We start from the raw sequence: 25,323 nt of genomic DNA, 5'->3' as shown, positions 1-25,323 counted from the left end.
CGGGGTGCCGAGGTCGGCGCAGGCCGTGAAGAAGACCGCCGTCACCGTCGCGGGCGGGGCGCTGACCCTGGCCGGGGCGGCGCTGCTGGTGCTGCCCGGGCCGGGGTTCGTGCTGGTGGCCGCGGGGCTGGCGGTGCTGGCCACGCAGTACGCGTGGGCGCGCCGACCGCTGCGCCGCGCGCAGCGCGAGGCGTGGCGCGGCGTGGACGAGGTGGGCCGCAGCCGGTGGCGGGCGGTGCTGTCGGTGGTCAGCGCCGTGGCGCTGGTCGTGGTGGGCGCGCTGGGGCTGGCCGGGGTGCCGCTGCCGCTGGTGGGGCCGCTGACCGGGGGGTTCCTCGTGCTGAGCGGGCTGTTCCTGGGTGCGGTGGTCGCCTGGGCGAACACCGAGCGCGGGCGGCGGGCGCGCGCGGCGCACCGGGCGCGCCGGCGGCGCTGAGCGGGCCGGCCCGCGGACGACGGCGCGCGGGGCTCACCCCGCGCCGGCCGCCCCGGGCACCTCGACCGCGCAGCGGGCGGTGCGGCGCAGCGCCAGGGTCACGCGCCGCTCGGGGTCCCCGACGAACGTGAGGCCGACCTCCCGCACGATCCCGGCGCCGCCGTCGCCGACGAGGACGCTGCCGCGCAGGACGTCCACGGGCGGTTCGGTGTCCGTGTCCTCGCGCAGGCTCGCCGCCACGTCCGGCGGGCTGTGCGCGGCGGCCGTGGCCGCGTCGGCCTGCACGTCGAAGCGCCCGGGCTCACCGGGCCGCTCGACGGCCGTAGTGACGCCACGCACCCACAGCAGGGTCACCAGGTCGCACGCGGCCAGGCCCCGCACCGGCAGCGCCTCCCACTGCGGCGGCCCGCCGGGCACGGCACCGGGCGAGCCCAGCCACAGGGTGCGCCCGTGCAGCACCGCCGAGCGGGTGGCGCTCGGCCAGGGCACCTCCCCCGGGTCGAAGAACACCTCCCCCCGCACCACGGGCACGCGCAGGTCGCAGCAACCGGTGGAGGTGCCGCGGAAGAACGGCGGGCCGAGCACCTCGAAGGTCGACTCGAAGGCGAGGACGGCGGCGTCGAGGGTGCGTTCCACCGCGGCGCGCACGGCACGCACGGGTGCGGGGTCGTCGATCACGGGGCCTCCCGGGTCGGGGAACCCTCACCCTGCCCGGGTCCGCGGAGGTACCGCGTCCGCCGCGTGGTGGTCGCGCACCGCTCGCGGCACGACGAACGGGGTACCTGCACCCACCCCGTCGGGGTCGCGTGTGCGGGACGGTCCGTGCCGCCGTTCCGAGCCGGCCGCTACCCGGGGGTGGACGAGTGCTGCCACCACCCGTGCGAGCCCGGCCGTGGAAGGCCCCGCGTCCCCACCCGATCCGCACTCACCCGCGGAAGTCGTCGGCGTGCTGGTGCGCCCACCGTGCGAAGGTGGTGGCCGGGCGGCCGAGGACCTCCTGCACGACGGAGGACGTCGAGGCGCCCCCGGCGGCGAACCCGGCCAGGACCGTGTCGACGTACCAGCCGGCGTTCTCGCCCGTGCTCGCCGCCAGCACCGCGATCGCCTCCTGGCGGCCCACCTGCACGAAGGGCACCTCGCGGCCCAGCGCCCGGCCGAGAGCAGCGGCCAGCTCGCGGCGCGTGAGCACCTGTGGACCGGTCAGGGTGTGGGCGCGGCCCTCGTGCCCCTCACCGAGCAGGACCGCGGCGGCGACCGCGGCGATGTCGTCCATCGCGACCGGAGCGCTGGCGGCCTGCGGCCACGGCTCGCGCACCGTGCCGTGCTCGCGGATCTGCGGCGCCCACAGCAGCGCGTTCTCCATGAAGTCCCACGGCCACAGGTGCGTCCACGGCACACCACCCGCCTCGACCGCCGCGGCCACCGATCCCCACCAGCTGTCCGGCTCCCCGGACAGGTCCACCACGCGCCTCACACCGGCGCGGCGCGCGGCCGTCACCACCCGCTGCGCCGTGGCCGGCGCCGGCGCCAGGTAGAGGCGGTCGACACCGCGCAGCGCTTCTCGCAGCACCGAGGGCTGCGTCACCGTCCCGCGCACCACCTCGACCTGCGCGGGCAGGGCCGCGCGCTCGGGGTCCACCGTCAAGGCGCGCACCTGCGGCGCCCCCCGAGCCAAGAGGTGGTCCACCACCAGGCGGCCGACGCTGCCGGTGGCGCCGGTGACCAGGACTCTCACGCGTTCCTCCACCGCCTGCGGCCAGGGCAGCACCAGGTGAGCACGGCTGCTGCTCGCACGGCAAGACCGCTGACGGGCGGATCGACCCGTCGCCGCGTTCGCCCGCTCGCGCCAGCTCACCCTGCGGTCGGCGTGCCCGCGCGAAGACCTTCCGCTCACGGCGCGGACGGTGCGCGATCGAGGTGGTGCGCGAGGACGCCGTCTCCGCTGCCGGCCGAGCGGTGTTCAGCGCGGTCACCCCTCGCGCACCGTCGAGGGAGTGCGCAGCCGCCACCGCGGAACGCCCCGCTGCCCGGACTCGTGACCGGGCATCCTGAGCAGGTGGGTGAACACCGCCGCTACCGCCCCCGGGGCCACGGCACGCCGCACCCGTGGTGGCGCGCGCAGGTCAACACCACTCCCCTGGCCGGCCAGCGCGAACCCCGTCCCGGTCCGGTCACCGATACCGACGACGAGCAGCTGGCCGAGCTGCGCCGGCGGGTCGTCGAGCCGGTGGTCACCAGCGTGCTGGAGCCGGAAGAGCTCGAGGACCTGAGCGTGCACCGGGGCGTCGACGGGCGCGAGGGGGACGTGTGGGTGCGCATCGACGTCCCCGGTGAGCGGCACGAGGAGATGCTGCTGTCTCCCTGGTGGGCGCCCGGTCCGGAGGACGTCGATCTGCCCACCACCGATGCGCAGATCGCTGCCCACCTGGGTGATCGCCTGGAGGACTGGATCTGTGAGACGGCCTTCGCCCGGGGCCAGCAGCGGCGGGCCCGCTACGAGCCGCCCGCTGAGGCGTAGGCGCCGGGGTGCACGTCGTGCCGCCGACACCGCGGCCTCAGCGTCCTGACGGCGCGACAGCGGGTGACGGTCACGGGTGCGGGTGCGGGGTCGGCGGCAGCCCCAGGCTGCGGTCGACCTCTGCTCGCGGCCACACCGGCACCTGCGCCAGGTGCTCACGCAGGAAGGCTGCTTCCTCCTGGTCCAGGCCGTACGAGCCGTCCAGGCCGTCGGCACCGCCACCGACGTGCGCCATCGACCAGGCGGTGCGGCACGCACCGGGATGCTCTGCCGGCGCCGCGCACAGCGCCTGCCCGATCACCTCCTGCAGCGCGTGCACCTGCTCGGGGGTGGCCAGGACGTCCACCACGATGCGGAAAGGCTGACGGGAATCATGGGCGGGCTGCTGCAGCGAAGGCTCCGGCACGTTCCCGACGCTAGTCGGGCGACCGGTGAGCGCCACTGCTTCCTCACCGGCCATCCGCGCCGAACTGGAGCACGTCCAAGCCCACGCCCACCCGGCCGGGTCGGTGCTGCACCTGCACCTGCGCGCCGACGGCGTCCACGCCGAAGCCGCCCACCGGCAGACGAGCGACCTGCCGCGCGAACCCCTGGACCCGTCCGGCGGCACGGTGCCCGGTTCGCACCCCGTGCTGCACGTGAAGCTCAACGACCTGGCCGACGAGGTGCACCCTCGGCAACGTGCCGTGCGCGCCCACGCGGACGAGAGCACCGGCGAGGTCCGCTTCGTGGTGGACGCGCGCTACTGGATCGCCGAACTGCCCGAGGGCGACCAGGTGCACCTGACCTTCTCCTGGCCGCAGGCGGGCCTCCCCGAGACCAGTCACAGCCTCACCCTGGTGCGCCCCGGCGACGGGCACCGCTGAGAACCCGCGCCGACCCGACTCCGCACGCCGCGGGTGCCGTCCGTGCGCGCCGACGTCCACGAGGCCTTCCGGAGCCGTGGAGCCACCCGCCGAGACGATGCGCACCCGCTGCCCATCGCGCCCGCACGACGGGCGGGGCACCACCAGGTGCACGTGACCGGTCATCCACGGTCGTCTGCGGCCTCACCAGATCGGCCCGTGCGTGACGGGTCGCAGTCGGGCTGAGATCCATCGCCTGAAGTTCGCGAGAGGCCCCCGAGCCGCTGTCGGCTCTTCTGACCTGCAGGTGGGTAGGCGCAGCTGACCGTCGCTGAGCCGTGCCCCGACTGCACGGTCGCACCGAACCGGCGTGCGGGTGTCCGGACGGGGCGGCCACGATCTCCTCGCCGCCGCCCCACCGTCGGCTCACACGGTCGGGACCGTGCCGCCGTCGATGACGTACTCCGCACCCACGATGGCCGAGGCGCGGTCGGAGACGAGGAACCCGACCAGGTCGGCGATCTCCTCGGGCTGCGCGAACCTCCCCAGGGGAACCCCACCGAGGGAGTCGTGGATCGTCTGTTTCGCGGCCTCGCGGGTGAGGCCGTTGCCCTCGGCGATCCGGTCCACGAACCGCTCGTAGGCCTCGGTTTCGATTCCACCGGGGCTGATGTCGTTGACCCGCACCCCGCGGGGCGCGAGCTCGTTGGCGAGGCCCTTGCTGTACGTGCGCAGTGCCGCCTTGGCCGCCGCGTACGCCAGTGACGCGTCGTACTGCGGCAGCTCCCGCTGGATCGAGGTGAAGTGCAGCACCACACCCGACCCGGCCTCGGCCATCGCCGGCAGGAGGGCCCGGTCGAGCCGCACCGCACCCAGGAGGTTCAGGTTCAGTTCGGTCAGCCACTGCTCTTCGGTGATGACCGCGAACCCACCCGACGGCGTCGAGGCGCCCCCGACGACGTGCACGAGGACGTCGAGCGCGCCGCCGACCTCGGTGATGCGTTCCGCCACGAGCTGTGCGCCCTCGACGGTCGACGTGTCCGCCGCGATGAACCGGTCGGGGCGGTCGTACCCGTCGGGCATCGTCCGCGCCGTGGTCCACACGTCGGCGCCCATCTCCCGCAGGCGGGTGACGACGGCCTTGCCCGACCCCTTCGACCCGCCCGTGACGAGCGCGCGGCGGCCATCAAGACGGTCACGTTCCGCGCTGAACATTCTCCCTCTTCCCTCTGACGGTTCGGTGGTGCGCGGTCTGGCTCAGGCCTCGTGGTTGGCGATGACGAGCTCGGCCACGAGGTCGCCGCGGAGCGTGAAGCGGTGGTCCAGGTCGGCGACACCGCCCGGGAAGGTGCCCTCGAGGCGCAGGGTCACCACCCAGTGCTCGTCGTCGACGCGGCGGGCGCCGATCTGTTCGGTCGTGTACTCGAACTCGGAGCCGGCGTCGCGCAGGAACGCGTGCACCTCGTCGCGACCCCGGAAGGTCTCGTTCTGGTCGACGACCACGACGCCCTCGGCGAGGAACGAGGAGGCCGTGTCGACGTCGTGCACGGTGCTGGCCGCCAGGAAGTCGCGGACGGTGGCCGGGAGGGTGTCGGAGCGGAGGTCGGTGTGTGTCATGTCGTCACCGTGCGGCCTTCCGGCGCGGGAGGGTCAAGCGGTGGACCCTCCCCCAGGGGGAACCTCCACACTGGACGCGTGCTGACCATCGGGGAGTTCTCGCGTCTGACCCACCTGAGCGTGCGGACCTTGCGCCGCTACCACGAGGGACAGCTGCTCGAGCCGGCTGTGGTGGACGAGGCCACGGGCTACCGCTACTACGCCGTCGAGCAGATCCCGAACGCACAGGTCATCAACCGCCTCCGCGAGCTCGACGTCCCTCTGGGCGACGTGCAGCGGATCCTGCGGACCCCTGACCCCGGTGTCCGCGCGACCCTGGTCGCGGATCACCTCCAACGCCTGGAGACCCAGCTCGACCGCACCCGGGCCGCGGTCACCTCGCTGCGCCGCCTGCTTCGACCCGACCCCACCCCGCTCGAGGTCGAGTTGCGCGCCGAACCCGCCCGCACGGTCGCAGCGGTGACGGCCGAGGTCGACCACGACGACGTCGAAGCCTGGTTCGCCGGCGCGATGGCTGAGCTGGAGGCGGCCGTCGGTGATGCAGCGACCGGACCGCCCGGTGGCCACTACGACAACTCCCTGTTCGAGCAAGGCCGCGGTCAGGTGCTGCTCTACCTGCCGACGACCACGCCGCCTCGCACCGGGCGGGTGCACGCCATGACCCTTGCCGCCGCCGAGCTCGCGGTGGCCACCCACGTCGGCGAGCACGACGGCGCCGATGTCACCTACGGTCAGCTCGGTGCCTGGGTCGTGGAGAACGCGATGTCGGTGGCGGGGCCGGTGCGGGAGGTCTACCGCGTCGGGCCCCGGGACACGAGCGATCCGGCGGCGTGGCGCACAGAGATCGGGTGGCCGGTGTTCCGCGTGACGTGAACACCGGTGGACGGTGGACCGCTGGTTCCCGGTCGACGGTCTGCTCCACCGCCACCGCGAACAGGCGGGCAGCACCCTCGCGCGCCACGGCGTAGACCTGCCCGGTCTGCCGGGTGGTGCCCACCAGCACCTCCCCCTGCGGTCCCTCGACGAGCACCGCGCAGGAACGGTCCGGCTCGTGACGGACCCGGACGCGCACGTGGACCACACCGTCGGCCACCCACCGACGCAGAACACCGAGGACCGAGAGGGAGCAGCCCACCGGCTCCCGCGGTGCACGCTCACAGCGTCAGCGAGACCTCGCCCAGACGGCCAGCAGAGCGTCGAACTCGTCGACCGCGGCCTCAGGCTCCCAGACGACGAACTGCAGGACTTCGCCGTCGGTGAGGACGACTCCCAGCCTCCGCCGCCAGGTGGCGATGCAGCGCCGGCCCTCGACCAGCTCAGCTCCACCGAGCTGCGAGCAGTCCCACGACTCAGCGCGCAGTCCGATCAACGCTTCCAGGGTGTTCGGCTGGAAGAGCAGCCGACGGTCGGTGAGGTTCAACGTCCCGCCCCGTGCGACGCCGCGTCGCAGCCGGTTCGCGTGCCAGGTGCGCAGCACCCGCTCGCCGGGCTCCAGCTCCGGGCGAGGCAAGAACATCCGCGGGCGCACCTGCCCACCCTCGCACGCGACACCGAGGGTGCCGTGCTGCACCCACCAGGTCGAGCCGCGGGCGTTCGCCCCGCAGTGGTCAGACGGCGAACTCGGCGTACCCGGTCGCGTCGTCCCGACCCACTGCCGCCACCGGCCCTCGAGCACGGGCCCGCGCCACGTCCAGCGAGCACACCGGTGGGCAGTCCGCCCCCAGGACCCGCACGGCCTGCCGCGCGGACGCCGACGCCTCAGCCGACCGGCCCGAGGAGAGCGACGCGCTCCACGCCCGGGCGCCAGGCGCACCGCGACGGTGGCCGTGCACCGGGAGGCCGGCTCTCACGTCAAGGAGCGCGTCGCGGACACGTCGTGCTCGGCCACGGACGCCGAGCGGATCGCGGCGCTCTGCTCACCACCCGGGCCGCTGCCGCGGAAGGCGTCCACGGCCGCCTGCGACTCCCAGCGTTCGAAGACGTTGATCCGGCCGGCGTCCAGCAGGTCCGCCGCGATGCTGAAGTCCAGGCAGCCGTCGGCACGCCGGGCCTGCCGCACCACGTCGACGCAGCCGGTCAGGTAGGCATCGCGGACCTCGGGGTCGACGACGAGGTGCCCGGCGACGATGACCACGGGGAACCCCCTCCGGAACGGGACGGTGTGCACGACTGGAGACCGCGCGGACCGCCCGATCTCACCGCCCTGCCCGGCGCGAGCACGTCCAGGCGACGACTGCGCCGCCGCGTCGCCCCAGCACCTCCGCGCACGCGAAGGGCTCCGCAGGTCTGTGACCTGTGGGGCCCTGACGAGCCGCCTCGGGGAATCGAACCCCGGACCTACGCATTACGAGCCAGTTCAGGGGTGCGCAGGGGCGGCGTGGAGGGTGCCGCCGTGCTTGTCCGGCAGTCGGTTGGTGGGGGCTGCTGGGGGCAGGTGCGGCGGCACCGGGGGCACTTCGGGGGCACTTCGGGGGCACGGGGGGCAGCCCCGGTCAAGCAGTCGTCGGTAAGAGGTGTGGTACCCGCGCTGCTTGGCGGCGTCCCTACGGTCGAGCCGTCCACTCACCCAATCAGCGGCTTGAGGCGTGACTGAGTGCGACCCGATCAACAGGAGGCACCAGCTGTTGACCCACGACCGAGCGAGGATCGTCATGCACTGCATTCACTGCGGAACGCCTCTGCAGGGCCCGTTCTGTTCGATGTGCGGGCGTCCCGACGCTTCTTCCGCAACGGCACCCACCCCTCGTTCGGCTCCGAACGCGACCTTCAATGTCCTTCCCTCGACAGTCCCGTCTCGCCCTCGGCCTCGATGGCTCTTGCCCGTAGCTGCTGTTGTGGGTGTCCTCGGCCTCGGAATGGCTTCGTTCGGTGCAGTTGCAGTCGCCGGCAAGGCCGTGAAGGCCACGGCAACCTCTGTGATGCCGACGACCCAAACAATCACGGGCACTATGGCTGTCGTAAATGGAAACTACAAGGAAGGCAGCGGAGTCTGTTGGTCCGGAAAGGGCTATGAGGACATCAGCAAGGGAACTCGAGTGACCGTTCGTGACGGTAGCGGCAATATTCTAGCTACCTCCTCGCTGGGAAGCAGCCAGGGAGATGGGTTCGATGCTGGCGTTCTCGAGAGCGTCTATTGCAACTACCCATTCAGCGTCACTGACGTGCCAAAGGCCGACTTTTATGAGATTGAAGTGGGTCGCCGCGGCAGCTTGGAATTTTCTTATCAAGAGCTTGCTGATCAGAACTGGGCGGTTTCGTTCAATTTGGGCTAACCGCACAACACTTTGAGCTCTGCAATGTGACCGCCGGCTCACCCCTGATGCAGGACGACGCGCCAGGGGACCCGGCGACCACTTGGGTCTGCTGCATGATCCGGTGACAGATCACATCACGCGGCCTGACTGGCCGGTGGCGTCATGATGGTCTCGTACTCGATGGGGGTCAGTCGACCCAGACCAGCCTGGCGGCGGCGCCGGTGGTAGGTCCGCTCGATCCAGGTCACGATCGCGATCCGCAGCTCCTCACGGGTGACCCAGGACTGGCGGTCCAGGACGTTGCTCTGCACCAGGGCGAAGAAGCTCTCCATCGCGGCGTTGTCGCCGGCGGCGCCGACGCGGCCCATCGACCCGACCAGCCCGTGCCGGCCGAGAGCGTACACATATTTCCTTGATCGAAATTGCGACCCTCGGTCGCTGTGCACCACGCATCCGGCCACGTCCACGCCCTCGACCCGGCGGCGGGTGACAGCATTGGACAGCGCCGCCACCGCCAATCTGGACTTCATCCGCGAGTCGATGGAGTAGCCCACGATCCAGCGGGAGAAGGCGTCCTTGACGGCGCAGAGGCAAAGCTTCCCCTCGCCCGTCTTGTGCTCGGTGATGTCGGTGAGCCAGAGCTGGTTGGGCTGCTCGGCGGTGAAGTCGCGCTGGACCAAGTCGTCGTGGACGGGCGGTCCTGGCTTCTTGCCGTTCTTGCTGCGCCGCTTGGCGAAGGCACTCCACCAGCCGTTGGTCGAGCAGATCCGCCACGCGGTTCGCTCGGCCATCGGCCGGCCGGCATCGCGGGCTTCCTCGGCGAGGTAGCGGTAGCCGAACTCGGGGTCCTCCCGGTGGGCGTCGAAGAGCGCGTTGGCGCGGTAGGCCTCCTCCAGCTCAGCCGGCGTGACCGGCTGGTCGAGCCAGCGGTAGTAGCGCTGGCGAGCGATCTTCAACACCCGACACGTGATGGCGACCGGGATCCCCTCAGCAGCCAGCTCCCTCACGAGCGGGAAGAGCCTTTTCCCGGCAGGTTCACCTGCGATAGGTAGGCAGCCGCCCGGCGCAGCACCTCGTTCTCCTGCTCTAGCAGCTTGATTCGACGACGAGCCTCCCGCAGCTCAGCGTTGTCCGTGGTGGTGCTCCCCGACTTCACCCCAGCGTCGACGTCGGCCTGGCGCATCCACTTCGACAGCGTCATGACGTGGATGCCGAAGTCGGCGGCGATCAGCTTCAGGGCCACGCCGGGATCGCGCTCCCGTGCGACGCGCACGACGTCGTCGCGGTACTCGCGGGGGTAGGGCTTGGGCACAGCGACATCCTTCCAGGCTGCCTCAGCGGCAAGCCAGGTTCGGTGTCACCGGATCATGCAGCAGACCCTCTTCCTGTGGGCCGACGGCGTCTGGAGCAGCGGCTACCGCGTCACCGTGGAGCACTTGCAGGTCCTTGACCGGTTTTGCTGACCGGGCGGTGGGTGCTGCTCCACACGGGTGATGGGTGCCCGCCGCAGCCTCACCGCCAGGCGCAGTCCAGCAGGCTGCGCGGCATGCTCTCCCCCAACGATCGCTACCAGCCTCAGGTCGGAGTTGACCAACCCAGCTCCGGACAGGCGCCGCCCAAGCCTCGGCACCGGTGGTGGATTCCGATTTTCGCTGTGATCGGCTTCGGCTTCTCGATCTTCAGCATCATCGGCCTGACCTGGGGCATCAGGGCCTCCCGCCGCTCCGCGCGCGGTGAGCTGGCCTACTCCCGCGCGGTCGAGCTGGGCACGGTCCTGTGTGCGGTCAGCCTCGGGGCTCGCTTGATCATCGCCATTGTCGGAGCCGTCGCTTCCACCGCCTGACGGCCCCTCGCACCACCTGCGCCCCTGCGCTGCCCTTGATCGGGACGGCGCAGGGGCGCTTTCGTCGCTGGTGGCTCGTTGAGCGTGAGCACAGGGTGACTCACATCACAGCTGCTTTGGCCCAGTCGGCCAGAGCGAGGCACGAGGGATGCGGAGGTCGAGCAGACGTCAGCGACCACAAAGTGGGTGACAAGTGGGTGATAAGAGGCGGGGCCTACCCTGACAACATCCAGGATAGGCCCCGAAAACCGTTGCGTCGCAACGCTTTCACGAGCCGCCTCGGGGAATCGAACCCCGGACCTACGCATTACGAGTGCGTCGCTCTGGCCGACTGAGCTAAGGCGGCACGTGCCCCGGAGAGCACGGGTCAGAAGCCTACAGGACGTCACGGGCCGCGCTCGACCGCGCCGCGTCGCGCCCGCGAGCGCGGACGACGGTGACGAGCGTCCAGACGACGTCCACGGCGAGCACGAACAGCCACACGCGCCCGGCGCCGTGCACGAGGGCGGCGGCGCCGTCGAGGTCGCGGCGCTGCCCGGTGAGCCGGTCGGCCAGCCACGACAGGTCCACGAGCACCAGGACCACCTGCACGACGGCGACGAGCGCGACGTGCTGCGCCAGCTCCCGCAGCCGCTGCGCGGGGGTCTTCACCGGCCGCACCGGCGCCTGCGCCCCGGGGGCGGGCGCGGGGTCGGGCGCGACCGGCGGCACCGCCGCGGCGGCCCCCCGGGGCGCTGCGGGAGGCGCACCGCCGGGCACCGGGACCGCGGGCCGGTCGGCGACCCCGAGCGCACGCACCGCCCGCGGGACCACCACCGCACCGGCGGCCAGGACCAGCGCCGCCACCAGGCACCCCACCGCCCACGACGCCCCCTGGTACAGCACGCCCGCGGCGGCCGCGCCCACCGCGCCGCCGAGCAGCGCAGCCGCCTCGTACAGCCCCAGCCCACGGCCGGTGCCCGCTCCGGACGCCTCGGCGACGACGGCCTGCTGGACGGGCACGACGGCCGCGTACGCCGCGGCGCTGAGCACCCACAGCACGGCGAGCACCGGGGGCGAGGGGGCCACCGCCAGGCTCGCCGCGAACGCCGCACTGGCCAGCGAGCCGCCCACGAGCACGCGGCGGCGGCCGTGCCGCAGCACCAGCCTGCCCAGCGGCCCGGGCAGCGCACCCATCACCACCGCACCGGGCAGGAAGACCAGCGCTGCCCCGACGATCCCCAGCCCGAACCCGCGCTGCAGGTGCAGCAGCAGGAGCACGGACACGGCCGCCTCGGCGGTGCTGGTGGCGGCGACCGCCACCAGCACCGGGCGCAGCCTGCGGACCAGGGCGCGCGCGGCGGGACCGCTCTCCCCCACCGGCGCACCGGGAGCGCGGCGGGGAGCGGTGAGCAGCGCCGCGGCGGCGACGGCGCAGGCCACGGCACAGCCGGCGAAGAGACCGCGCTCGCCGAGCGCCGGCAGCAGGGACAGCCCGCCGACGAACGCGACCCAGGAGCCGGTCTCCTCCCACGACACCAGCCGCGGGTAGACGCCGGGGTCCTGCTCGAGGCGCTCGGCGACCGCGGCGCGCACCGGCACCCAGAACAGCGCACCGCCGGCGCCGCCGAGGACGGCGGCGGCGAACGCGACCGGCAGCGCCGGGGCGAGGGCGTACCCGGCGCAGGACAGCGCGTACAGCAGCGCACCGGCGGCGGCGACGGTGCGGCGCTCACGGGCGTCGGCCAGGACGCCGGCGGCGGGGCGCAGCAGCACCGAGACCACCAGCTCGAGGGCGACGAGCGCGCCGACGGCGGCGGGGCCGGCCCCCAGGACGGCTCCGGCCCACAGCGGCAGCACGAAGTCGACCAGCTCGGCGGGGCCGTTGAGCAGGGCCGCCGCCCACAGCAGCCGGGCCTCGCGCTGCTGCGCCCGTCCTGTCCCCGCACCGGGAGATACAGCCGTATCCACATCGGCAAGATACAGTCGTATCCATGTCGGGACCAGGGGGCAGGGCGGAGGAGTTCGCGGACGCCGCGCTGCGGCTCGTGGCGCGCGGCGGCCTGCAGGCGGTCAGCGTGCGCACCGTCGCCGCCGAGGCGGGGTGGTCCCCCGGCGCGCTGCAGAAGGTCTTCACCACCAAGGAGGACCTGCTGCGCGCCGCCGTGGACCTCATGGACCGGCGCGTGCGGGAGCGGCAGCACACCACCGCCCCCACCGGCGACCCCGTCGAGGACCTCGCCGCGCTCGTCGAGGAGACGCTGCCGCTGGACGCGCGCCGTCGCCAGGAGGCCCTGGTCTGGACGGCCTTCGCCCTCGAGGGAGCTCGCGCCCCGTGGATCGCGGACGTGCTGCGCGCGCAGGACGCCACCGTCACCGCCGACGTGGCCCCCCTGGTCGGCGAGGACGTCGCGCGGGCCGTCACCGCGCTCGCGGACGGCTTCGCCGTCCGCCTGCTCTACGACCCCGCTGCGGCCGGTGCGGCGCGGACGGCGCTGCGCACCGCCCTGCGCGCCGTGCTCACGGGGCTCGCACCGGGCTGAACAACCCGCGCCGGGCCGGCCGGGAGCGGGTCAGCAGCGCGCGCCCTCCTCCGGCAGCCGCCCCGCCAGCAGGTACGCGTCCACCGCCTCGTCCACGCACGCGCTGCCCGTGCGGTAGGCGGTGTGCCCGTCGCCGTCCAGGGTGAGCAGGCGCCCGGAGTCCAGCTGCGCGGCCAGGCCCTGCGCCCACGCGTACGGCGTGGCCGGGTCGCGGGTGGTGCCCACCACGAGGATCGGCGCGGCGCCCGCGGCGTCCACGGGCACCGGCTCCCCCACCGCCGGGATCGGCCACTCCGAGCAGGACAGCCCGCCCCACGCCAGGAACGCGCCGAACGTGGGCGAGGCGGCCTCGAACTCCGGCACCGAGGCCCGCACCTCCGGCACCGTCTCCTCGTCGGCGCGGTCCAGGCAGTTCACGGCGTGGATGACGGTCGTGGAGTTGTTCGCGTACCCCCCGCCGTCGCGGCGGGACGCGTAGGCGTCGGCCAGCGCCAGCATCGCCGTGCCGTCCCCGTCGAACGCCTCCGTCAGCGCCTGCGTCAGCCGCGGCCACAGCGACGGCGCGTACAGGGGGTACGCCAGCGCGTAGTACGCCAGGCCCTGGGTGAGCTCACGCCCCGAGGACGTCGGCAGCGGCTGCTCGTCCAGGCGCGCCAGCAGCGCCCGCACCCGACCCAGCGCGGCGTCGACGCCACCCGACAACGGGCAGTCGTCCCCGTCGAGGCAGTCCTGGACGTACGAGCGCAGCGCCACCTCGAAGCCCGCCGCCTGCCCGGCGTTGACCTCCCCCCTGCTCAGCGACGGGTCGATGGCCCCGTCCAGGACGAAGCGCCCCACCCGCTGCGGGAACTGCTCCGCGTACAGGGCACCCAGGTACGTGCCGTACGACTTGCCCAGGTACGTCAGCTTCTCGTCGCCCAGCGCGGCGCGCAGCACGTCCAGGTCCTTCGCGGCGGTGCGGGTGTCCACGTGCGCGGCGAGCTCGCCGGAGGCCGCGCACCCGCGGCCCAGCTGCGCCGTCAGCTCCAGCAGCCGCTGCACCTCCGCCGGCTCGTCGGGGGTGGGGTCGGCGGCGAGGAACTCGTCGACCTCGTCGTCGTCCAGGCACTGCAGCGGGTCCGAGCCGCCCACGCCGCGGGGGTCGAAGCCCACCACGTCGAAGTGCGCCCGCACGTCCTCGGTGAGCACGTTCTCCGCCGCACGGGCGTACTCCACCCCGGAGGCGCCCGGCCCGCCCGGGTTCAGCACGAGCGAACCCAGGCGGTCCTGCCCGGTGGCACCGGTTCGCAGGCGCACCACCGCCAGCGACGCGGTGGCGCCGTAGGGGTCGGCGTAGTCCACCGGCACCGTCAGGCGGGTGCACTCGAAGCCGCCGCCGCAGTCCGCCCACTCCAGGTCCTGGCCGTAGAAGGCCGCCAGCGCCGGGTCCGACGCCGCCTCGGAGGCCACGGCGGAGGCCGTGCCCACGGGCTCGGGGTCGGGCTCACCACCGGGGAGCAGGGAGCACCCGCCCAGCAGCAGTGCGGCAGCGGTCACGAGGACGGGTGCGGGACGGCGCATGGTCCACCCAGCGTCTCACCCCCCGGGCCGGCGGCGTCGTCTCACCCGCCGGGCCGGGGGGTGCGCAGCCCCAGGGCGAGGGCCTCCACCGCCAGCAGCGGCGCCACGTTCTGCCCCAGCCGCCGGCGCGCCAGCGCCACCGCGTCCGCGCGGCGCAGCGTCTCCTCCGGGGTCCAGGCCGCCGCCAGCTCGCGCACGTCACCGGCCACGTCGGGGTTCACCAGGTCCACCGGGGCGCCCAGCTGCACCACGAGCACGTCGCGCAGCAGACCCAGCAGGTCCACCAGCGAGCGGTCCAGCACGTCGGTCTGGTGGCGGCGCGCACGGCGCTTCTGGTCCTCCTCCAGCTGGCGCACCTGCGACCGCACCGACGGCGGCAGCGCGGAGGCGTTCTCCGCGCCCAGCGCCCGCAGCAGCTCGGCGCGCTCGGCGGCGTCGCGCTGCGCGCCGGAGGAACCGGCCTCCTCGGCGGCGATGTCCACCAGCTCCCCGGCGGCCACGACCGCGTCGCCGACGCCCGCGATGCGCTGCGGCAGGCGCAGCACCTCGCGGCGGCGGGCGCGGGCGCCCTCGTCGCGCGCCAGGCGCCGGGCCAGGCCGACGTGGCTCTGCGCGGCGCGCGCGGCGAACGCCGCCATCGCGGGGTCGACGCCGTCGCGGCGCACCAGCAGCTCGGCGACGGCGTCGGCGGGAGGCACCCGCAGCGGCACGTGGCGGGTGCGCGAGCGGATGGTGGCCAGCACGTCGTCCACGCCCGGCGCGCACAGCAGCCACACGGTCGCCGGCGGCGGCTCCTCGATCGTCTTCAGCAGCGTGTTGCCCGACGTCGGGTTCAGGCGGTCGGCGTCCTCGACGACGATCACCCGCCAGCGCGCCACGGACGGGCGGCGCTGCGCGGTCTGGATGAGCGGCTCGACGTCCTCGCGCCGGATCTGCATGTGCTGGGTCGCGAAGACCGTGACGTCGGCGTGCGAGCCGGCGAGCGCGGTGCGGCACCCGGCGCAGCGCCCGCAGCCGGGCCCGGCGGGGTCCTCGCAGGCCAGCGCCGCGGCGAAGGCGCGCGCGGCCACCGAGCGCCCCGAGCCGGGCGGCCCGGTGAGCAGCCAGGCGTGGGTCATGCCGGCCGCACCGGGGCCGCCGCGGGCCGCGGCCGCCGCGCGGGCCAGGACCCGCACCGCCGGCTCCTGGCCCACGACCTCGTCCCACACGCTCACGGGGCTGGCACCTGCACCTGCTCCTCCGACCGTTCCCGGGCCGCGCGGCGCTCGGCCTGCCGGCGGGCCCGCCGGCTCGCGTGCGCACCGGCCGGTGCGCCGGGCGGCGGCCCGCCGGGCGCGGGCGGTCCGGGCAGCCGCTGCGCGACCGCGTCGCGCACCCGCCCCTGCACCGACTCCGGGGAGGCGGCGCCGTTCAGCACCAGGTAGCGGCCCGGGTCGCGCGCGGCCAGCCGCAGGAACTGCTCGCGCACGCGGGCGTGGAACGCCTGGGACTCCGCCTCCAGCCGGTCCTCGCCGGCCCGCTGCGGGTCGCGGCCGCGGCGCACCGCCGCGGTGGCGGGGTCCACGTCGAGCACGACGGTCAGGTCCGGCAGCAGGTCGCCGGTGGCCCACGCGGACAGCTGCTCCACCTCGCGGGGGGGCAGGTCCCGCCCCGCGCCCTGGTAGGCCAGGGAGGAGTCCACGTACCGGTCGGTGACGACGACGGCGCCGCGGCGCAGCGCCGGCAGCACCACCTCGGCGACGTGCTGGGCGCGGTCGGCGGCGAACAGCAGCGCCTCGGCGCGCGGGTCCAGGTCGGCGCCCTCCCGGTGGGCGAGCAGGACCTCGCGCAGCGCCGCACCGGTGGGGGTGCCGCCCGGTTCGCGGGTGGTGACGACCTCGTGGCCCCGCTCGCGCAGCCACTGCTCCAGCAGCCGCGACTGGGTGGACTTGCCGGACCCGTCGCCCCCCTCCAGCGCCACGAACAGCCCGCCGGCGGGACGCCCCGCGGTGGCCGCCGGCAGCGGGCCGGCCTCGGCGGGCTCACCGCGCCGGCGCCACGCGCGCACCACGTCCTCGCGCAGGCTGACTCCGCGGCGGTCGTCCACCAGCCGGTAGGCGACCAGGCCGGCCAGGGCGGTCACCACGCCCGCCAGCGCCAGCGCCAGCGCCGGGCCGGCGAGGGTCTTCGACCACGTCGGTGTCGCCACGATCGTGTGGTCGCCCAGCAGCTGGGCCACCCGGGGGGCGACGAGCATCACGAGCACGATGACGACGCGGGTGCTGGCGCCCACGAAGGAGAACGTGCGCCCGCGCACGTCGTCGTCGACCTCCAGGCCCAGCAGCGTGTACGCCGACACGTACGCCAGCCCGGTGAACAGCCCCAGCGCCAGCACGCACAGGGCGGCCAGCACGATGTCGCCGCTGAGGGCCACGAGGACCAGCGAGACGCCCGCGGCCGTCAGCGCCAGCCCGAAGGTGCGCCGGCGCGACAGGCCCGACAGCCAGCGCGGGCCCTGCCACACGCCCAGGGCGACGCCGGCGAAGACGGCCATGACGACCACGCCGAAGCCGGGGTCGCCGGCGCCGAGGCCGATGACGTAGGCGCGGCCCAGGCTGATGACGAAGCCGCCGGCGGCGAACGCCACGAGCATCCCGCCGACCAGGCCGCGCAGCAGCGGCGAGCCGGCCACGAACCGCCAGCCCTCCACGACGTCGCGCCACAGGGTGGGCGCCAGTCCGCGGGTGCGCAGGGCCCGCTCGCGCGGCGGGATGTCCAGCCGCCAGATCACGGCGGCGGCCACCAGGAAGGTGAGGGCGTTGACGTACATGGCCAGGGAGGACTGGGTGCCGGCCAGGAACGGCAGGACGTTGTCCAGCACGCCCGTCAGCAGCGTCAGCGCGATGAACGCGAGCCCTGCGAGGGGCGCGGTGCCGTAGGTGGCGACGAGGCTGACCTGGTTGGCGACCTCCAGCTGCCGGGCCGGCACCAGGTTCGGCACGGTGGCGTCCTTCGCCGGGCCCCAGAAGAGGGTGACCAGCTCGATGAGCAGCGTCGCCACGTACAGCCACGCCAGGTTCCCCACCAGCGGGATGGAGGCGAACAGCGCGAAGCGCAGCACGTCGCCCACGACCATCGTCAGGCGCCGGTCCAGGCGGTCGGCCAGCGCCCCGGCCAGCGGGCCCAGCAGCGCCGCCGGCGCCAGCTGCAGCACCAGGACGGTGGACACCGCCACGCTCGTCTGGGTGGCGGTGCCGCCGGCCAGCTGCGACAGGCCCGCGGCCGTGCCCAGCTTGGCGAGCATCCCCAGCCAGTCGCCGAAGCTGGACAGCATGAGCGACAGCCACATCCGGCGGAAGTCGCGGTTGCCGCGCAGCAGGGCCCGCACGTCGTGGTCGGGGGCTGCCGCGGTGTCGCTCACGCCGTCAGGGTAGAGGCCGGGCCGAACGGTCCTGCCCGACCGGCCGGGGGTGTCCCGGCCGGTCGGGCGGTGCGCGGCCCCGCTCGGCGGTGGCCCGCCGGGTCAGTCCGCGGCGACCGCCGAGGCCTTCGCCGCGGTCTTCTTCGCCGCGGTCTTCCTCGGCGCCGCCTTCTTCGCGGTCGTCTTCTTCGCCGCCGTCTTCTTCTTCGGGGCCGGCCCCTTGGCCCGCTTCTCGGCCAGCAGCTCGGCGCCGCGCTCGGGCGTGATCGTCTCCGGGTCGTCGTCCTTGCGCAGGGTCGCGTTGGTCGTGCCGTCGGTGACGTACGGGCCGAAGCGGCCGTCCTTGACGACCATCGGCTCGCCCGACTCCGGGTCCTTGCCGAGCTCCTTCAGCGGCGGCTTGGCGACCTGCCCGCGCCGGGTCTTGGGCTGGGCGTAGATCGCCAGCGCCTCCTCCAGCGTGATCGTCAGCAGCTGGTCCTCGCCGGCCAGCGAGCGCGAGTCGGTGCCCTTCTTCAGGTAGGGGCCGTAGCGGCCGTTCTGCGCGGTGATCTCGTCGCCGGACTCGGGGTCGGTGCCCACCACGCGCGGCAGGGACAGCAGCTCCAGGGCCTGCTCGAGGGTGACCGTCTCCACGGACATGTCCTTGAACAGCGAGCTGGTGCGCGGCTTGGCCTTGGCGGTCTTCTTCGCGGCGCGCTTCTTCGGCGCCCCCTCGGCGCCCTCCGCGGGGGCGGGCGCGGGCGCGTCGTCCTCGATCAGCTCGGTGACGTAGGGCCCGTACCGGCCGGTGCGCGCCACGACGGTGCGCCCGGTCGCCGGGTCCTGGCCCAGCACCCGGTCGCCGTCGGACTGGGAGGTGAGCAGCTCGCGCGCCTTCTCCACCGTCATCTCGTCGGGGGCGATCTCCTCGGGCACCGACGCCTTGAGCAGCTCGCCGGTCTCGAGGTCCGGACCCTCCAGGTAGGGGCCGTAGCGGCCCACCCGCAGCACGACGCCCTCGCCGATGGGGACGGTGGAGATCTCCCGGGCGTCGATCTTGCCGAGGTCGTCGGCCAGGCCCTTGATGCCCTCCCGGGCGGGCGCGGCAGCGCCGTCGCCGTCGATCCCGCCGGGGGCTCCGCCGCCGGGTGCGTCGGCGTGCGGGCCGCCGGGGCCGTCGGCGCCGAAGTAGAAGCGCGTGAGCCAGTCGACCCGCTCGGCCTCGCCGCGGCTGATCGCGTCGAGGTCGTTCTCCATGGAGGCGGTGAAGTCGTAGTCCACCAGCCGCGGGAAGTGCTCCTCCAGCAGCCGGGTGACCGCGAACGCCAGCCAGGTCGGCACCAGCGCGGAACCCTTGTAGCGCACGTACCCGCGGTCGACGATCGTGGAGATGATCGAGGCGAACGTGGAGGGGCGCCCGATCTCCTTCTCCTCCAGCGTCTTCACCAGGCTGGCCTCGGTGTAGCGCGGCGGCGGGGACGTCACGTGCCCGTCGGCGGCGAGGTCGCGGCCGGTCAGCGGCTGGTCCACCTGCACCGGCGGCAGCCGGCGGTCGGTGGCGTCGGCCTCGGTGTCGCGGCTCTCGTCGCGGCCCTCCTCGTAGGCGGCAAGGAACCCGCGGAACGTGATGATCGTGCCGGAGGCGGAGAACTCGGCGTCACGGCCGTCGGCGGAGGTGGCGCCCAGGCGCACCGTGGCGGTGGTGCCGCGCGCGTCGTGCATCTGCGAGGCGACGGTGCGCTTCCAGATGAGGTCGTACAGGCGGAAGTCGTCGCCGCGCAGCTCGCCGGAGACCTGCGCGGGCGTGCGGAAGACCTCCCCGGCGGGGCGGATCGCCTCGTGCGCCTCCTGCGCGTTCTTCGTCTTCGAGGCGTACACGCGCGGGGAGTCCGGGACGTACTCGGGCCCGTACAGCTCCCGCGCCTGGCTGCGCGCCGCGTTCAGCGCCTGCGCCGACAGCTGGATGGAGTCGGTTCGCATGTAGGTGATGTAGCCGCGCTCGTACAGGCCCTGCGCCACGCGCATCGCCTGCCGCGCGTTCAGGCGCAGCTTGCGGGAGGCCTCCTGCTGCAGCGAGGAGGTGATGAACGGCGCCGCGGGACGGCGGCTGTACGGCTTCTCCTCGACGCTGCGCACCGCGAACGCGGCGTCGTCCAGGGCGCGCGCCAGGGACTCGGCGGCGGCGACGTCGAGGTGCGCCACGCCGTCGCGCACCGCGGCGGGCTTCAGCTGCCCGGAGTCGTCGAAGTCGCGGCCGGTGGCGACGCGGTGGCCGTCGAGGGCGACCAGGCGCGCGCCGAACGCGCTCTCCTCGCCACCGGGGGTGAACCGGCCGGTGACGTCGGCGTACCCGGCGGCGCGGAACGCCATGCGCTCGCGCTCGCGCTCGACGCACAGGCGCGTGGCGACGGACTGGACGCGGCCCGCCGACAGCTTCGGGCGGATCTTGCGCCACAGCACCGGGGACAGCTCGTAGCCGTAGATGCGGTCCAGGATGCGGCGGGTCTCCTGGGCGTCGACGAGCCGGTCGTCGATGTCGCGCAGCTCCTGCACGGCCTGCTGGATCGCCTCGCGGGTGATCTCACCGAAGACCATCCGCCGGTACGGCACGCGCGGTTCCAGCGCCTGCACCAGGTGCCAGGCGATGGCCTCGCCCTCGCGGTCGCGGTCGGTGGCGAGGATGAGCTCGTCGGCCTCCTTGAGGGCGCGCTTGAGCTCGGCGACCTTCTTCTTCTTGTCGTCGTCGACGACGTAGTACGGCTCGAAGCCGTTGTCGACGTCCACGGCGAACTTGCCGAAGGAGCCCTTCTTGACGTCCTCGGGCAGCTGCGAGGGCTGGGGGAGGTCCCGGATGTGGCCGAAGCTGGCCTCCACCTGGTACCCGGGGCCGAGGTAGGTCGAGATCTTGTCGATCTTGCTGGCCGACTCCACGATCACCAGACGGCGCAGCCCGTCACCGCTCCCCGCCGCCTTCGACTTCCCCGCCACTGGTCCTGCCTCTCCACGTCGATCGCGTCGCGGTCGGTGACCGCCGTGGTGCGTCCGCTCGGCTCCCGGCCGGCGCGCACCCGCCCCGCACTGTCGCACGCGGGGCTCCTTCAATGTGTCACGGGCGGTGCAGCGGTGTGCAACCGGCGCCGCGCCGCCCCGTGGATCCCGCGTCGCCCACCCTCCCCCGGCCCACCGCCCACCCCAGCCGTGATCTTGCACGGTTGAACCCTCGACCGTGCAAGATCACGGCGGGGGTCGAGCGGGGGCGGGAGGGGTGGGGTCAGGGCAGCAGGAGGAGACCGTCCTCGACGAGGCGGCGCACGCGCGGCAGCAGCCGCGCCCGCAGCCCGGCCGCGTCCTCCTCCAGCAGCACCGCCAGCCCCGCGGCGATCTGCCCCACCGTCAGCTCCCCGTCGCACGCCCCCACCAGGCCCGCCAGGTCGCCGTCGGCCTGCACCGCGCGGCGCAGCCCGCCGCCCTGGCGCAGCAGCACCACGCGCGGGTCCGGGTCCCCGGGGGCGTGGTAGCGCTCGTCGGTGACGTCCGGCGCCACGCGCAGCGCCGTGCCGGCCAGCGCCTCGTCGTCCAGCTCCACCAGGCGGTCGTGCGCGGCCAGACCGGCGGCGAGCACCCCGCCCAGCGGGTCGCTCAGGGTGGACAGCACCTCCTCGAAGCGGCGCAGCGGCACGCCCTCGCGAGACGGGCGGCGCAGCGTCACCACGCCGAAGCCCACCCCCGTGACACCGCGGTCGGCGAAGTCGTCCAGCCACGCCGCGTACAGCTCGTCGAAGACCGGCCCGGGCTTCTGCCCGCCGTCGCGGATCCACGTCTCGGCGTACAGGGCCGGGTCGGCGACCTCGCGCTGCACCACCCACGCGTCCAGGCCGGTGCCCTCCAGCCACGACTCCAGGCGCTGCGACCAGTGCTCGCCGTCGCGCAGCTCCCAGTTGCCCAGCAGCTGCGCCACCCCGCCCGGCGCCAGCACGTCGCCGACCCCGCCGACCAGGCGCGCCACCAGCGAGTCCCCGGGCATGCCGCCGTCGCGGTACTCGTACTGCGGCACCCCCGGCCGGCGCGGGGTGATGACGAACGGCGGGTTGGACACCACCAGGTCGAAGCGCTCCCCCTCGGCGACCGGATCCAGCAGCGAGCCGTGCCGCAGGTCCAGGCGCACCCCGTTCAGGGCGGCGTTCACCGCCGCCAGGTCCAGGGCCCGCTCGGAGGTGTCGGTGGCCACCACCCGGCGCGCGTGCCGGGAGGCGTGCAGCGCCTGGACCCCGCAGCCGGTGCCCACGTCCAGCACCCGGTCCACGGGCGTGCGCACCGTCGCCGAGGCCAGCGTCAGCGACGCCCCGCCCACGCCCAGCACGTGGTCCGAGCGCAGCGCCTCGCCCGTGGCCAGCTCGCCGAGGTCGCTGACCAGCCACCACGACGCCGCGCCCGCGGCGTCGTCGACCTCGTAGGGGCGCAGGTCCACCAGCGGGCGCACCTCGTCGCCCGACTGCTCACCGGCCGCGGCCACCAGGCCCAGCGCCACCGCCCCGGCGGTCCCGGTGCGCGGCAGGGCCGCGTCCAGCTCGCCGCGGGTGACCGCGCGCCCCAGCGTGCAGCAGCGCAGCAGCACCGCCGCCGGCTCGCGCGAGCCCTCCGTGGCCCGCAGCGCCGGCAGCGGCTGCTCGCGGTCCAGGGCGGCCGAGGCGACGTCCCCGACGAGCTCGCCCACGCCGTCGACGGTGTAGCCGGCGCCGGCGAGGTCCTCGCGCAGTCCGGACAGCAGTTCGAGGGGGTTCACGCCCCGATCGTGCCAGCGCTCACGGCTTGCCCAGGTCCAGCCCCTGCTCCTCGCGGACGTCCACGCCCCCCGTGGGCGCGGCCGCGTCCACCTTCCGGTTCCGGCTGGCGACCACGGCGACCACGATGACGACCGCGGCCGCCGCGGCGATGCCGTAGCGCAGCCACGGGTTCGCCCCCTCCCCCAGGCTGAGGGACACCACGGCCGGCGCCACCAGCAGCGCCACCAGGTTCATCACCTTGATGAGCGGGTTGATGGCCGGGCCGGCGGTGTCCTTGAACGGGTCGCCCACCGTGTCGCCGATGACCGTGGCGGCGTGCGCCTCGGAACCCTTGCCGCCGTGCACGCCGTCCTCGACGAGCTTCTTGGCGTTGTCCCACGACCCGCCGGAGTTCGACAGGAACACCGCCATGAGGACGCCCGCGGCGATCGCCCCGCCCAGGAACCCGGCCAGCGGAGCCACGCCCAGGCCGAAGCCGACCGCGATGGGCGCGAACGCCGCCAGCAGACCCGGCGTGGCCAGCTCGCGCAGCGCGTCGCGGGTGCACAGGTCCACCACCCGGCCGTGGTCGGGCTCCTCGGTGCCCTCCATGATCCCGGGGTGCTCGGCGAACTGCCGGCGCACCTCCAGCACCACGGCGCCGGCGGAGCGGCCCACCGCGTCCACCGCCAGGCCGGAGAACAGGAACACCACCGCCGCGCCCAGCAGCACCCCGACCAGCGTCGTGGGCGTGGAGACGGAGAAGTCCCCGATGGTGCGCTGCAGGTACTGCGAGGGCGCCTCGATGCCCGTCACGACCTCGTTGATGCGGCTGCTCACCGCCTCCTGGTAGGAGCCGAACAGCGCGGTCGCCGCCAGCACCGCCGTGGCGATCGCGATGCCCTTGGTGACGGCCTTGGTGGTGTTGCCCACCGCGTCCAGCTCGGTGAGCACGGCGGCACCGTCCTCGTCGACGTCGCCGCTCATCTCCGCGATGCCCTGGGCGTTGTCGCTGACCGGGCCGAAGGTGTCCATCGCCACGATGACCCCGACGGTCGTCAGGAGCCCGCACCCGGCCAGGGCGATGAGGAACATCGCCAGCGGCAGGATCCCGCCGGCCAGCAGGAACGCGAAGTACACCGCACCGGCGATGACCAGTGTCGTGTAGACCGCCGACTGCAGCCCCAGGCCGATGCCGCTGAGCACGACCGTGGCCGGGCCGGTCAGCGACGCCCCCGCCACGTCGCGGGTGGGGCGGGACTCGGTGCCCGTGTAGTAGCCGGTGATCCACAGGATCAGGACGGCCAGCAGGATCCCCAGGAACACGGCGCTGAGCGCCACCAGCCGCGGGTCGCCCTCCAGCACCCCCACCGACGCGTCCGCGCCGGCGAACCCGGCGAACGTGGCCGGCAGGTACGCGAAGGAGGCGATCGCCGTGCCCACCAGCGCCACCGCGGCCGAGAGGTAGAAGCCGTTCTGGATGCTCGTCAGGCCGCTGACGCCCGGCTTGGCACGCACCAGCAGCACGCCCAGGGCCGCGGTGATCGCCCCGATGGCCGGCACCAGCAGCGGCAGGACCAGGCCCTCCTCGCCGATGGCGGTGCGGCCCAGGATGACCGCGGCGACGATCGTCACCGCGTACGACTCGAACAGGTCCGCGGCCATGCCGGCGCAGTCGCCGACGTTGTCGCCGACGTTGTCGGCGATGGTGGCGGGGTTGCGCGGGTCGTCCTCGGGGATGCCCTGCTCGATCTTGCCGACCAGGTCGGCGCCGACGTCGGCGGCCTTGGTGAAGATGCCACCGCCCACGCGCATGAACATCGCCAGCAGCGCCGCGCCGAAACCGAAGCCCTCCAGCACCGTGGGGGCGTCGTCCTCGTACACCAGCACCGCCACCGAGGCGCCCAGCAGGCCCAGGCCCACGGTCGTCATCCCGACCACGCCGCCGGTGCGGAACGCCAGGCGCATGCCGGCTTCGCGCCCGCCGGCGCCCTCGCGGGCCGCGGCCGCCACGCGCACGTTCGCGCGCACCGCCAGCGACATGCCGAGGTAGCCGATCGCCGCGGAGAACACCGCCCCCACGAGGAAGGCGACGCTGCGGGCCGCGCGCAGGTCCCAGCCGTCCGCCGGCAGCGCCAGCAGCAGCAGCACCACGGCGAGGGCGAACCACGCCAGGGTGCGGAACTGCCGCCGCAGGTAGGCGGCGGCCCCGGCCTGGACGGCGCCGGCGATGGCGCGCATCCGCTCGGTGCCCTCACCGGCCACCAGCACCTGGCGGCGGAACACCCACGCCGCGACCAGCGCGGCGACCGACACCACCGCCACGGCGGCGACGATGCCCTGCGCAGTGCCGGAAAGACCCCCGGACGTGTTCATCCGTCCTCCTCGTCGTGCCGCGACCTGCACGCAGAGTAGGACCGGAGCCACCGGACGTGCGACGTGACGCGATCACGAGACGAGGGGCCCCCGCCCCCCCCCTCCCCCCCGCCACCGCCACCCCCCACACCCCCCCCCCCCCGCCCGCGCCCCCCCACCCCCCCCAGGCCCCCACCCCCGCCCCCCCCCCCGGGGGGCGCCCGCCCC

At 74.4% G+C, this 25,323-nt stretch carries 22 protein-coding genes and 1 tRNA gene; 7 read left to right on the top strand and 16 right to left on the bottom strand.

Annotated features, from left to right (window positions below; genetic code table 11):
* The first annotated feature begins 4 nt into the window (after positions 1 to 4).
* Complete coding sequence (locus ACRYR9_RS05315; RefSeq protein WP_432493137.1) at positions 5 to 436, top strand: PGPGW domain-containing protein; 432 nt, start codon at positions 5 to 7, stop codon at positions 434 to 436.
* A 33-nt stretch (positions 437 to 469) separates the two neighbouring features.
* Here ACRYR9_RS05315 and ACRYR9_RS05310 read toward each other — a convergent pair whose 3' ends face one another.
* Both ACRYR9_RS05310 and ACRYR9_RS05305 read right to left on the bottom strand, forming a co-directional pair.
* Positions 470 to 1,114 carry a hypothetical protein gene (locus tag ACRYR9_RS05310; RefSeq protein WP_432493139.1) on the bottom strand — a complete coding sequence of 215 codons (645 nt, stop codon included), beginning with the start codon at positions 1,112 to 1,114 and terminating at the stop codon, positions 470 to 472.
* A gap of 247 nt (positions 1,115 to 1,361) precedes the next feature.
* Positions 1,362 to 2,171, bottom strand: a complete 810-nt coding sequence (locus ACRYR9_RS05305) for an NAD(P)H-binding protein (RefSeq protein ID WP_432493141.1) — start codon at positions 2,169 to 2,171, stop codon at positions 1,362 to 1,364.
* Between the two features lie 321 nt (positions 2,172 to 2,492).
* Here ACRYR9_RS05305 and ACRYR9_RS05300 point away from each other — a divergent pair, with 321 nt between their 5' ends.
* A complete protein-coding gene (locus tag ACRYR9_RS05300; RefSeq protein ID WP_432493143.1) occupies positions 2,493 to 2,954 on the top strand; it encodes a hypothetical protein in 462 nt (153 codons plus the stop codon).
* Positions 2,955 to 3,024: 70 nt separating this feature from the next.
* On the opposite strand, the gene ACRYR9_RS05295 is transcribed toward ACRYR9_RS05300, so the two are convergent.
* Positions 3,025 to 3,360, bottom strand: a complete 336-nt coding sequence (locus tag ACRYR9_RS05295; RefSeq protein ID WP_432493145.1) for a hypothetical protein — start codon at positions 3,358 to 3,360, stop codon at positions 3,025 to 3,027.
* Between the two features lie 25 nt (positions 3,361 to 3,385).
* On the opposite strand from ACRYR9_RS05295, the gene ACRYR9_RS05290 reads away from it, so the two are divergent.
* Positions 3,386 to 3,820 carry a hypothetical protein gene (locus ACRYR9_RS05290; RefSeq protein WP_432493147.1) on the top strand — a complete coding sequence of 145 codons (435 nt, stop codon included), beginning with the start codon at positions 3,386 to 3,388 and terminating at the stop codon, positions 3,818 to 3,820.
* A gap of 405 nt (positions 3,821 to 4,225) precedes the next feature.
* On the opposite strand, the gene ACRYR9_RS05285 is transcribed toward ACRYR9_RS05290, so the two are convergent.
* Both ACRYR9_RS05285 and ACRYR9_RS05280 read right to left on the bottom strand, forming a co-directional pair.
* Positions 4,226 to 5,014 carry an SDR family oxidoreductase gene (locus ACRYR9_RS05285; RefSeq protein ID WP_432493149.1) on the bottom strand — a complete coding sequence of 263 codons (789 nt, stop codon included), beginning with the start codon at positions 5,012 to 5,014 and terminating at the stop codon, positions 4,226 to 4,228.
* Positions 5,015 to 5,056: 42 nt separating this feature from the next.
* Positions 5,057 to 5,416, bottom strand: coding sequence for a nuclear transport factor 2 family protein (locus ACRYR9_RS05280; protein WP_432493151.1), 360 nt, complete (start codon positions 5,414 to 5,416; stop codon positions 5,057 to 5,059).
* 78 nt (positions 5,417 to 5,494) lie between these two features.
* Between ACRYR9_RS05280 and ACRYR9_RS05275 the strand changes: the two genes are divergently transcribed.
* Positions 5,495 to 6,289 carry a MerR family transcriptional regulator gene (locus tag ACRYR9_RS05275; protein WP_432493153.1) on the top strand — a complete coding sequence of 265 codons (795 nt, stop codon included), beginning with the start codon at positions 5,495 to 5,497 and terminating at the stop codon, positions 6,287 to 6,289.
* Between the two features lie 289 nt (positions 6,290 to 6,578).
* Here ACRYR9_RS05275 and ACRYR9_RS05270 read toward each other — a convergent pair whose 3' ends face one another.
* Both ACRYR9_RS05270 and ACRYR9_RS05265 read right to left on the bottom strand, forming a co-directional pair.
* Positions 6,579 to 6,932 carry a hypothetical protein gene (locus ACRYR9_RS05270; protein ID WP_432493155.1) on the bottom strand — a complete coding sequence of 118 codons (354 nt, stop codon included), beginning with the start codon at positions 6,930 to 6,932 and terminating at the stop codon, positions 6,579 to 6,581.
* 330 nt (positions 6,933 to 7,262) lie between these two features.
* Entirely contained in the window at positions 7,263 to 7,550 is a 288-nt protein-coding gene (locus ACRYR9_RS05265) for a putative quinol monooxygenase (RefSeq protein WP_432493157.1), read from the bottom strand.
* A gap of 700 nt (positions 7,551 to 8,250) precedes the next feature.
* Here ACRYR9_RS05265 and ACRYR9_RS05260 point away from each other — a divergent pair.
* Positions 8,251 to 8,688, top strand: coding sequence for a hypothetical protein (locus tag ACRYR9_RS05260; protein WP_432493159.1), 438 nt, complete (start codon positions 8,251 to 8,253; stop codon positions 8,686 to 8,688).
* Positions 8,689 to 8,804: 116 nt separating this feature from the next.
* Here the strand turns inward: ACRYR9_RS05260 and ACRYR9_RS05255 are convergent.
* Positions 8,805 to 9,982, bottom strand: a protein-coding gene (locus ACRYR9_RS05255) for an IS3 family transposase (RefSeq protein ID WP_432493161.1) whose coding sequence is annotated in 2 segments (ribosomal slippage) — positions 8,805 to 9,695 and positions 9,698 to 9,982 — 1,176 coding nt in all. Because the reading frame shifts where the segments join, the coding sequence is not laid out codon by codon here.
* A gap of 234 nt (positions 9,983 to 10,216) precedes the next feature.
* On the opposite strand from ACRYR9_RS05255, the gene ACRYR9_RS05250 reads away from it, so the two are divergent.
* Positions 10,217 to 10,513, top strand: coding sequence for a hypothetical protein (locus tag ACRYR9_RS05250; protein WP_432509339.1), 297 nt, complete (start codon positions 10,217 to 10,219; stop codon positions 10,511 to 10,513).
* Between the two features lie 272 nt (positions 10,514 to 10,785).
* Here ACRYR9_RS05250 and ACRYR9_RS05245 read toward each other — a convergent pair.
* A tRNA-Thr gene (locus tag ACRYR9_RS05245) sits at positions 10,786 to 10,859 on the bottom strand.
* 29 nt (positions 10,860 to 10,888) lie between these two features.
* The gene (locus ACRYR9_RS05240; protein ID WP_432493165.1) at positions 10,889 to 12,463 is read right to left on the bottom strand and encodes an MFS transporter; all 1,575 of its coding nucleotides are present in this window, start codon (positions 12,461 to 12,463) and stop codon (positions 10,889 to 10,891) included.
* 23 nt (positions 12,464 to 12,486) lie between these two features.
* On the opposite strand from ACRYR9_RS05240, the gene ACRYR9_RS05235 reads away from it, so the two are divergent.
* Entirely contained in the window at positions 12,487 to 13,035 is a 549-nt protein-coding gene (locus ACRYR9_RS05235; protein ID WP_432493167.1) for a TetR/AcrR family transcriptional regulator, read from the top strand.
* A 30-nt stretch (positions 13,036 to 13,065) separates the two neighbouring features.
* On the opposite strand, the gene ACRYR9_RS05230 is transcribed toward ACRYR9_RS05235, so the two are convergent.
* The 6 genes from ACRYR9_RS05230 to ACRYR9_RS05205 all read right to left on the bottom strand — a co-directional run bounded on the left by ACRYR9_RS05230 (position 13,066) and on the right by ACRYR9_RS05205 (position 25,116).
* Complete coding sequence (locus tag ACRYR9_RS05230; RefSeq protein WP_432493169.1) at positions 13,066 to 14,595, bottom strand: alpha/beta hydrolase; 1,530 nt, start codon at positions 14,593 to 14,595, stop codon at positions 13,066 to 13,068.
* 41 nt (positions 14,596 to 14,636) lie between these two features.
* Entirely contained in the window at positions 14,637 to 15,809 is a 1,173-nt protein-coding gene (locus ACRYR9_RS05225; protein ID WP_432493171.1) for a DNA polymerase III subunit delta', read from the bottom strand.
* Positions 15,806 to 17,995, bottom strand: coding sequence for a dTMP kinase (tmk, locus tag ACRYR9_RS05220; RefSeq protein WP_432493173.1), 2,190 nt, complete (start codon positions 17,993 to 17,995; stop codon positions 15,806 to 15,808). Before tmk ends, ACRYR9_RS05225 begins: the two co-directional genes overlap by 4 nt.
* 102 nt (positions 17,996 to 18,097) lie before the next feature.
* Positions 18,098 to 20,965 (bottom strand): type I DNA topoisomerase, encoded by a 2,868-nt coding sequence (gene topA, locus ACRYR9_RS05215; RefSeq protein ID WP_432493175.1) that lies wholly within the window; start codon positions 20,963 to 20,965, stop codon positions 18,098 to 18,100.
* Positions 20,966 to 21,248: 283 nt separating this feature from the next.
* On the bottom strand, positions 21,249 to 22,760 hold the full coding sequence (locus ACRYR9_RS05210) for a DUF7059 domain-containing protein (protein ID WP_432493177.1): 1,512 nt from the start codon (positions 22,758 to 22,760) through the stop codon (positions 21,249 to 21,251).
* A 19-nt stretch (positions 22,761 to 22,779) separates the two neighbouring features.
* Positions 22,780 to 25,116, bottom strand: a complete 2,337-nt coding sequence (locus ACRYR9_RS05205; RefSeq protein ID WP_432493179.1) for a sodium-translocating pyrophosphatase — start codon at positions 25,114 to 25,116, stop codon at positions 22,780 to 22,782.
* Positions 25,117 to 25,323 lie beyond the last annotated feature (207 nt).

It is taken from the genome of Kineococcus auxinigenes (genome assembly GCF_050871525.1).
Classification (GTDB): domain Bacteria; phylum Actinomycetota; class Actinomycetes; order Actinomycetales; family Kineococcaceae; genus Kineococcus.
This window is presented reverse-complemented; position numbering and strand designations above follow the sequence as displayed.

Bases quoted from the DNA above. Each gene is read 5' to 3' on its own strand.
- ACRYR9_RS05285 (WP_432493149.1), bottom strand. From the start codon at position 5,014: ATGTTCAGCGCGGAACGTGACCGTCTTGATGGCCGCCGCGCGCTCGTC.
- ACRYR9_RS05280 (WP_432493151.1), bottom strand. From the start codon at position 5,416: ATGACACACACCGACCTCCGCTCCGACACCCTCCCGGCCACCGTCCGC.
- ACRYR9_RS05270 (WP_432493155.1), bottom strand. From the start codon at position 6,932: ATGTTCTTGCCTCGCCCGGAGCTGGAGCCCGGCGAGCGGGTGCTGCGC.
- ACRYR9_RS05250 (WP_432509339.1), top strand. From the start codon at position 10,217: ATGCTCTCCCCCAACGATCGCTACCAGCCTCAGGTCGGAGTTGACCAA.
- ACRYR9_RS05235 (WP_432493167.1), top strand. From the start codon at position 12,487: ATGTCGGGACCAGGGGGCAGGGCGGAGGAGTTCGCGGACGCCGCGCTG.
- ACRYR9_RS05230 (WP_432493169.1), bottom strand. From the start codon at position 14,595: ATGCGCCGTCCCGCACCCGTCCTCGTGACCGCTGCCGCACTGCTGCTG.
- ACRYR9_RS05205 (WP_432493179.1), bottom strand. From the start codon at position 25,116: ATGAACACGTCCGGGGGTCTTTCCGGCACTGCGCAGGGCATCGTCGCC.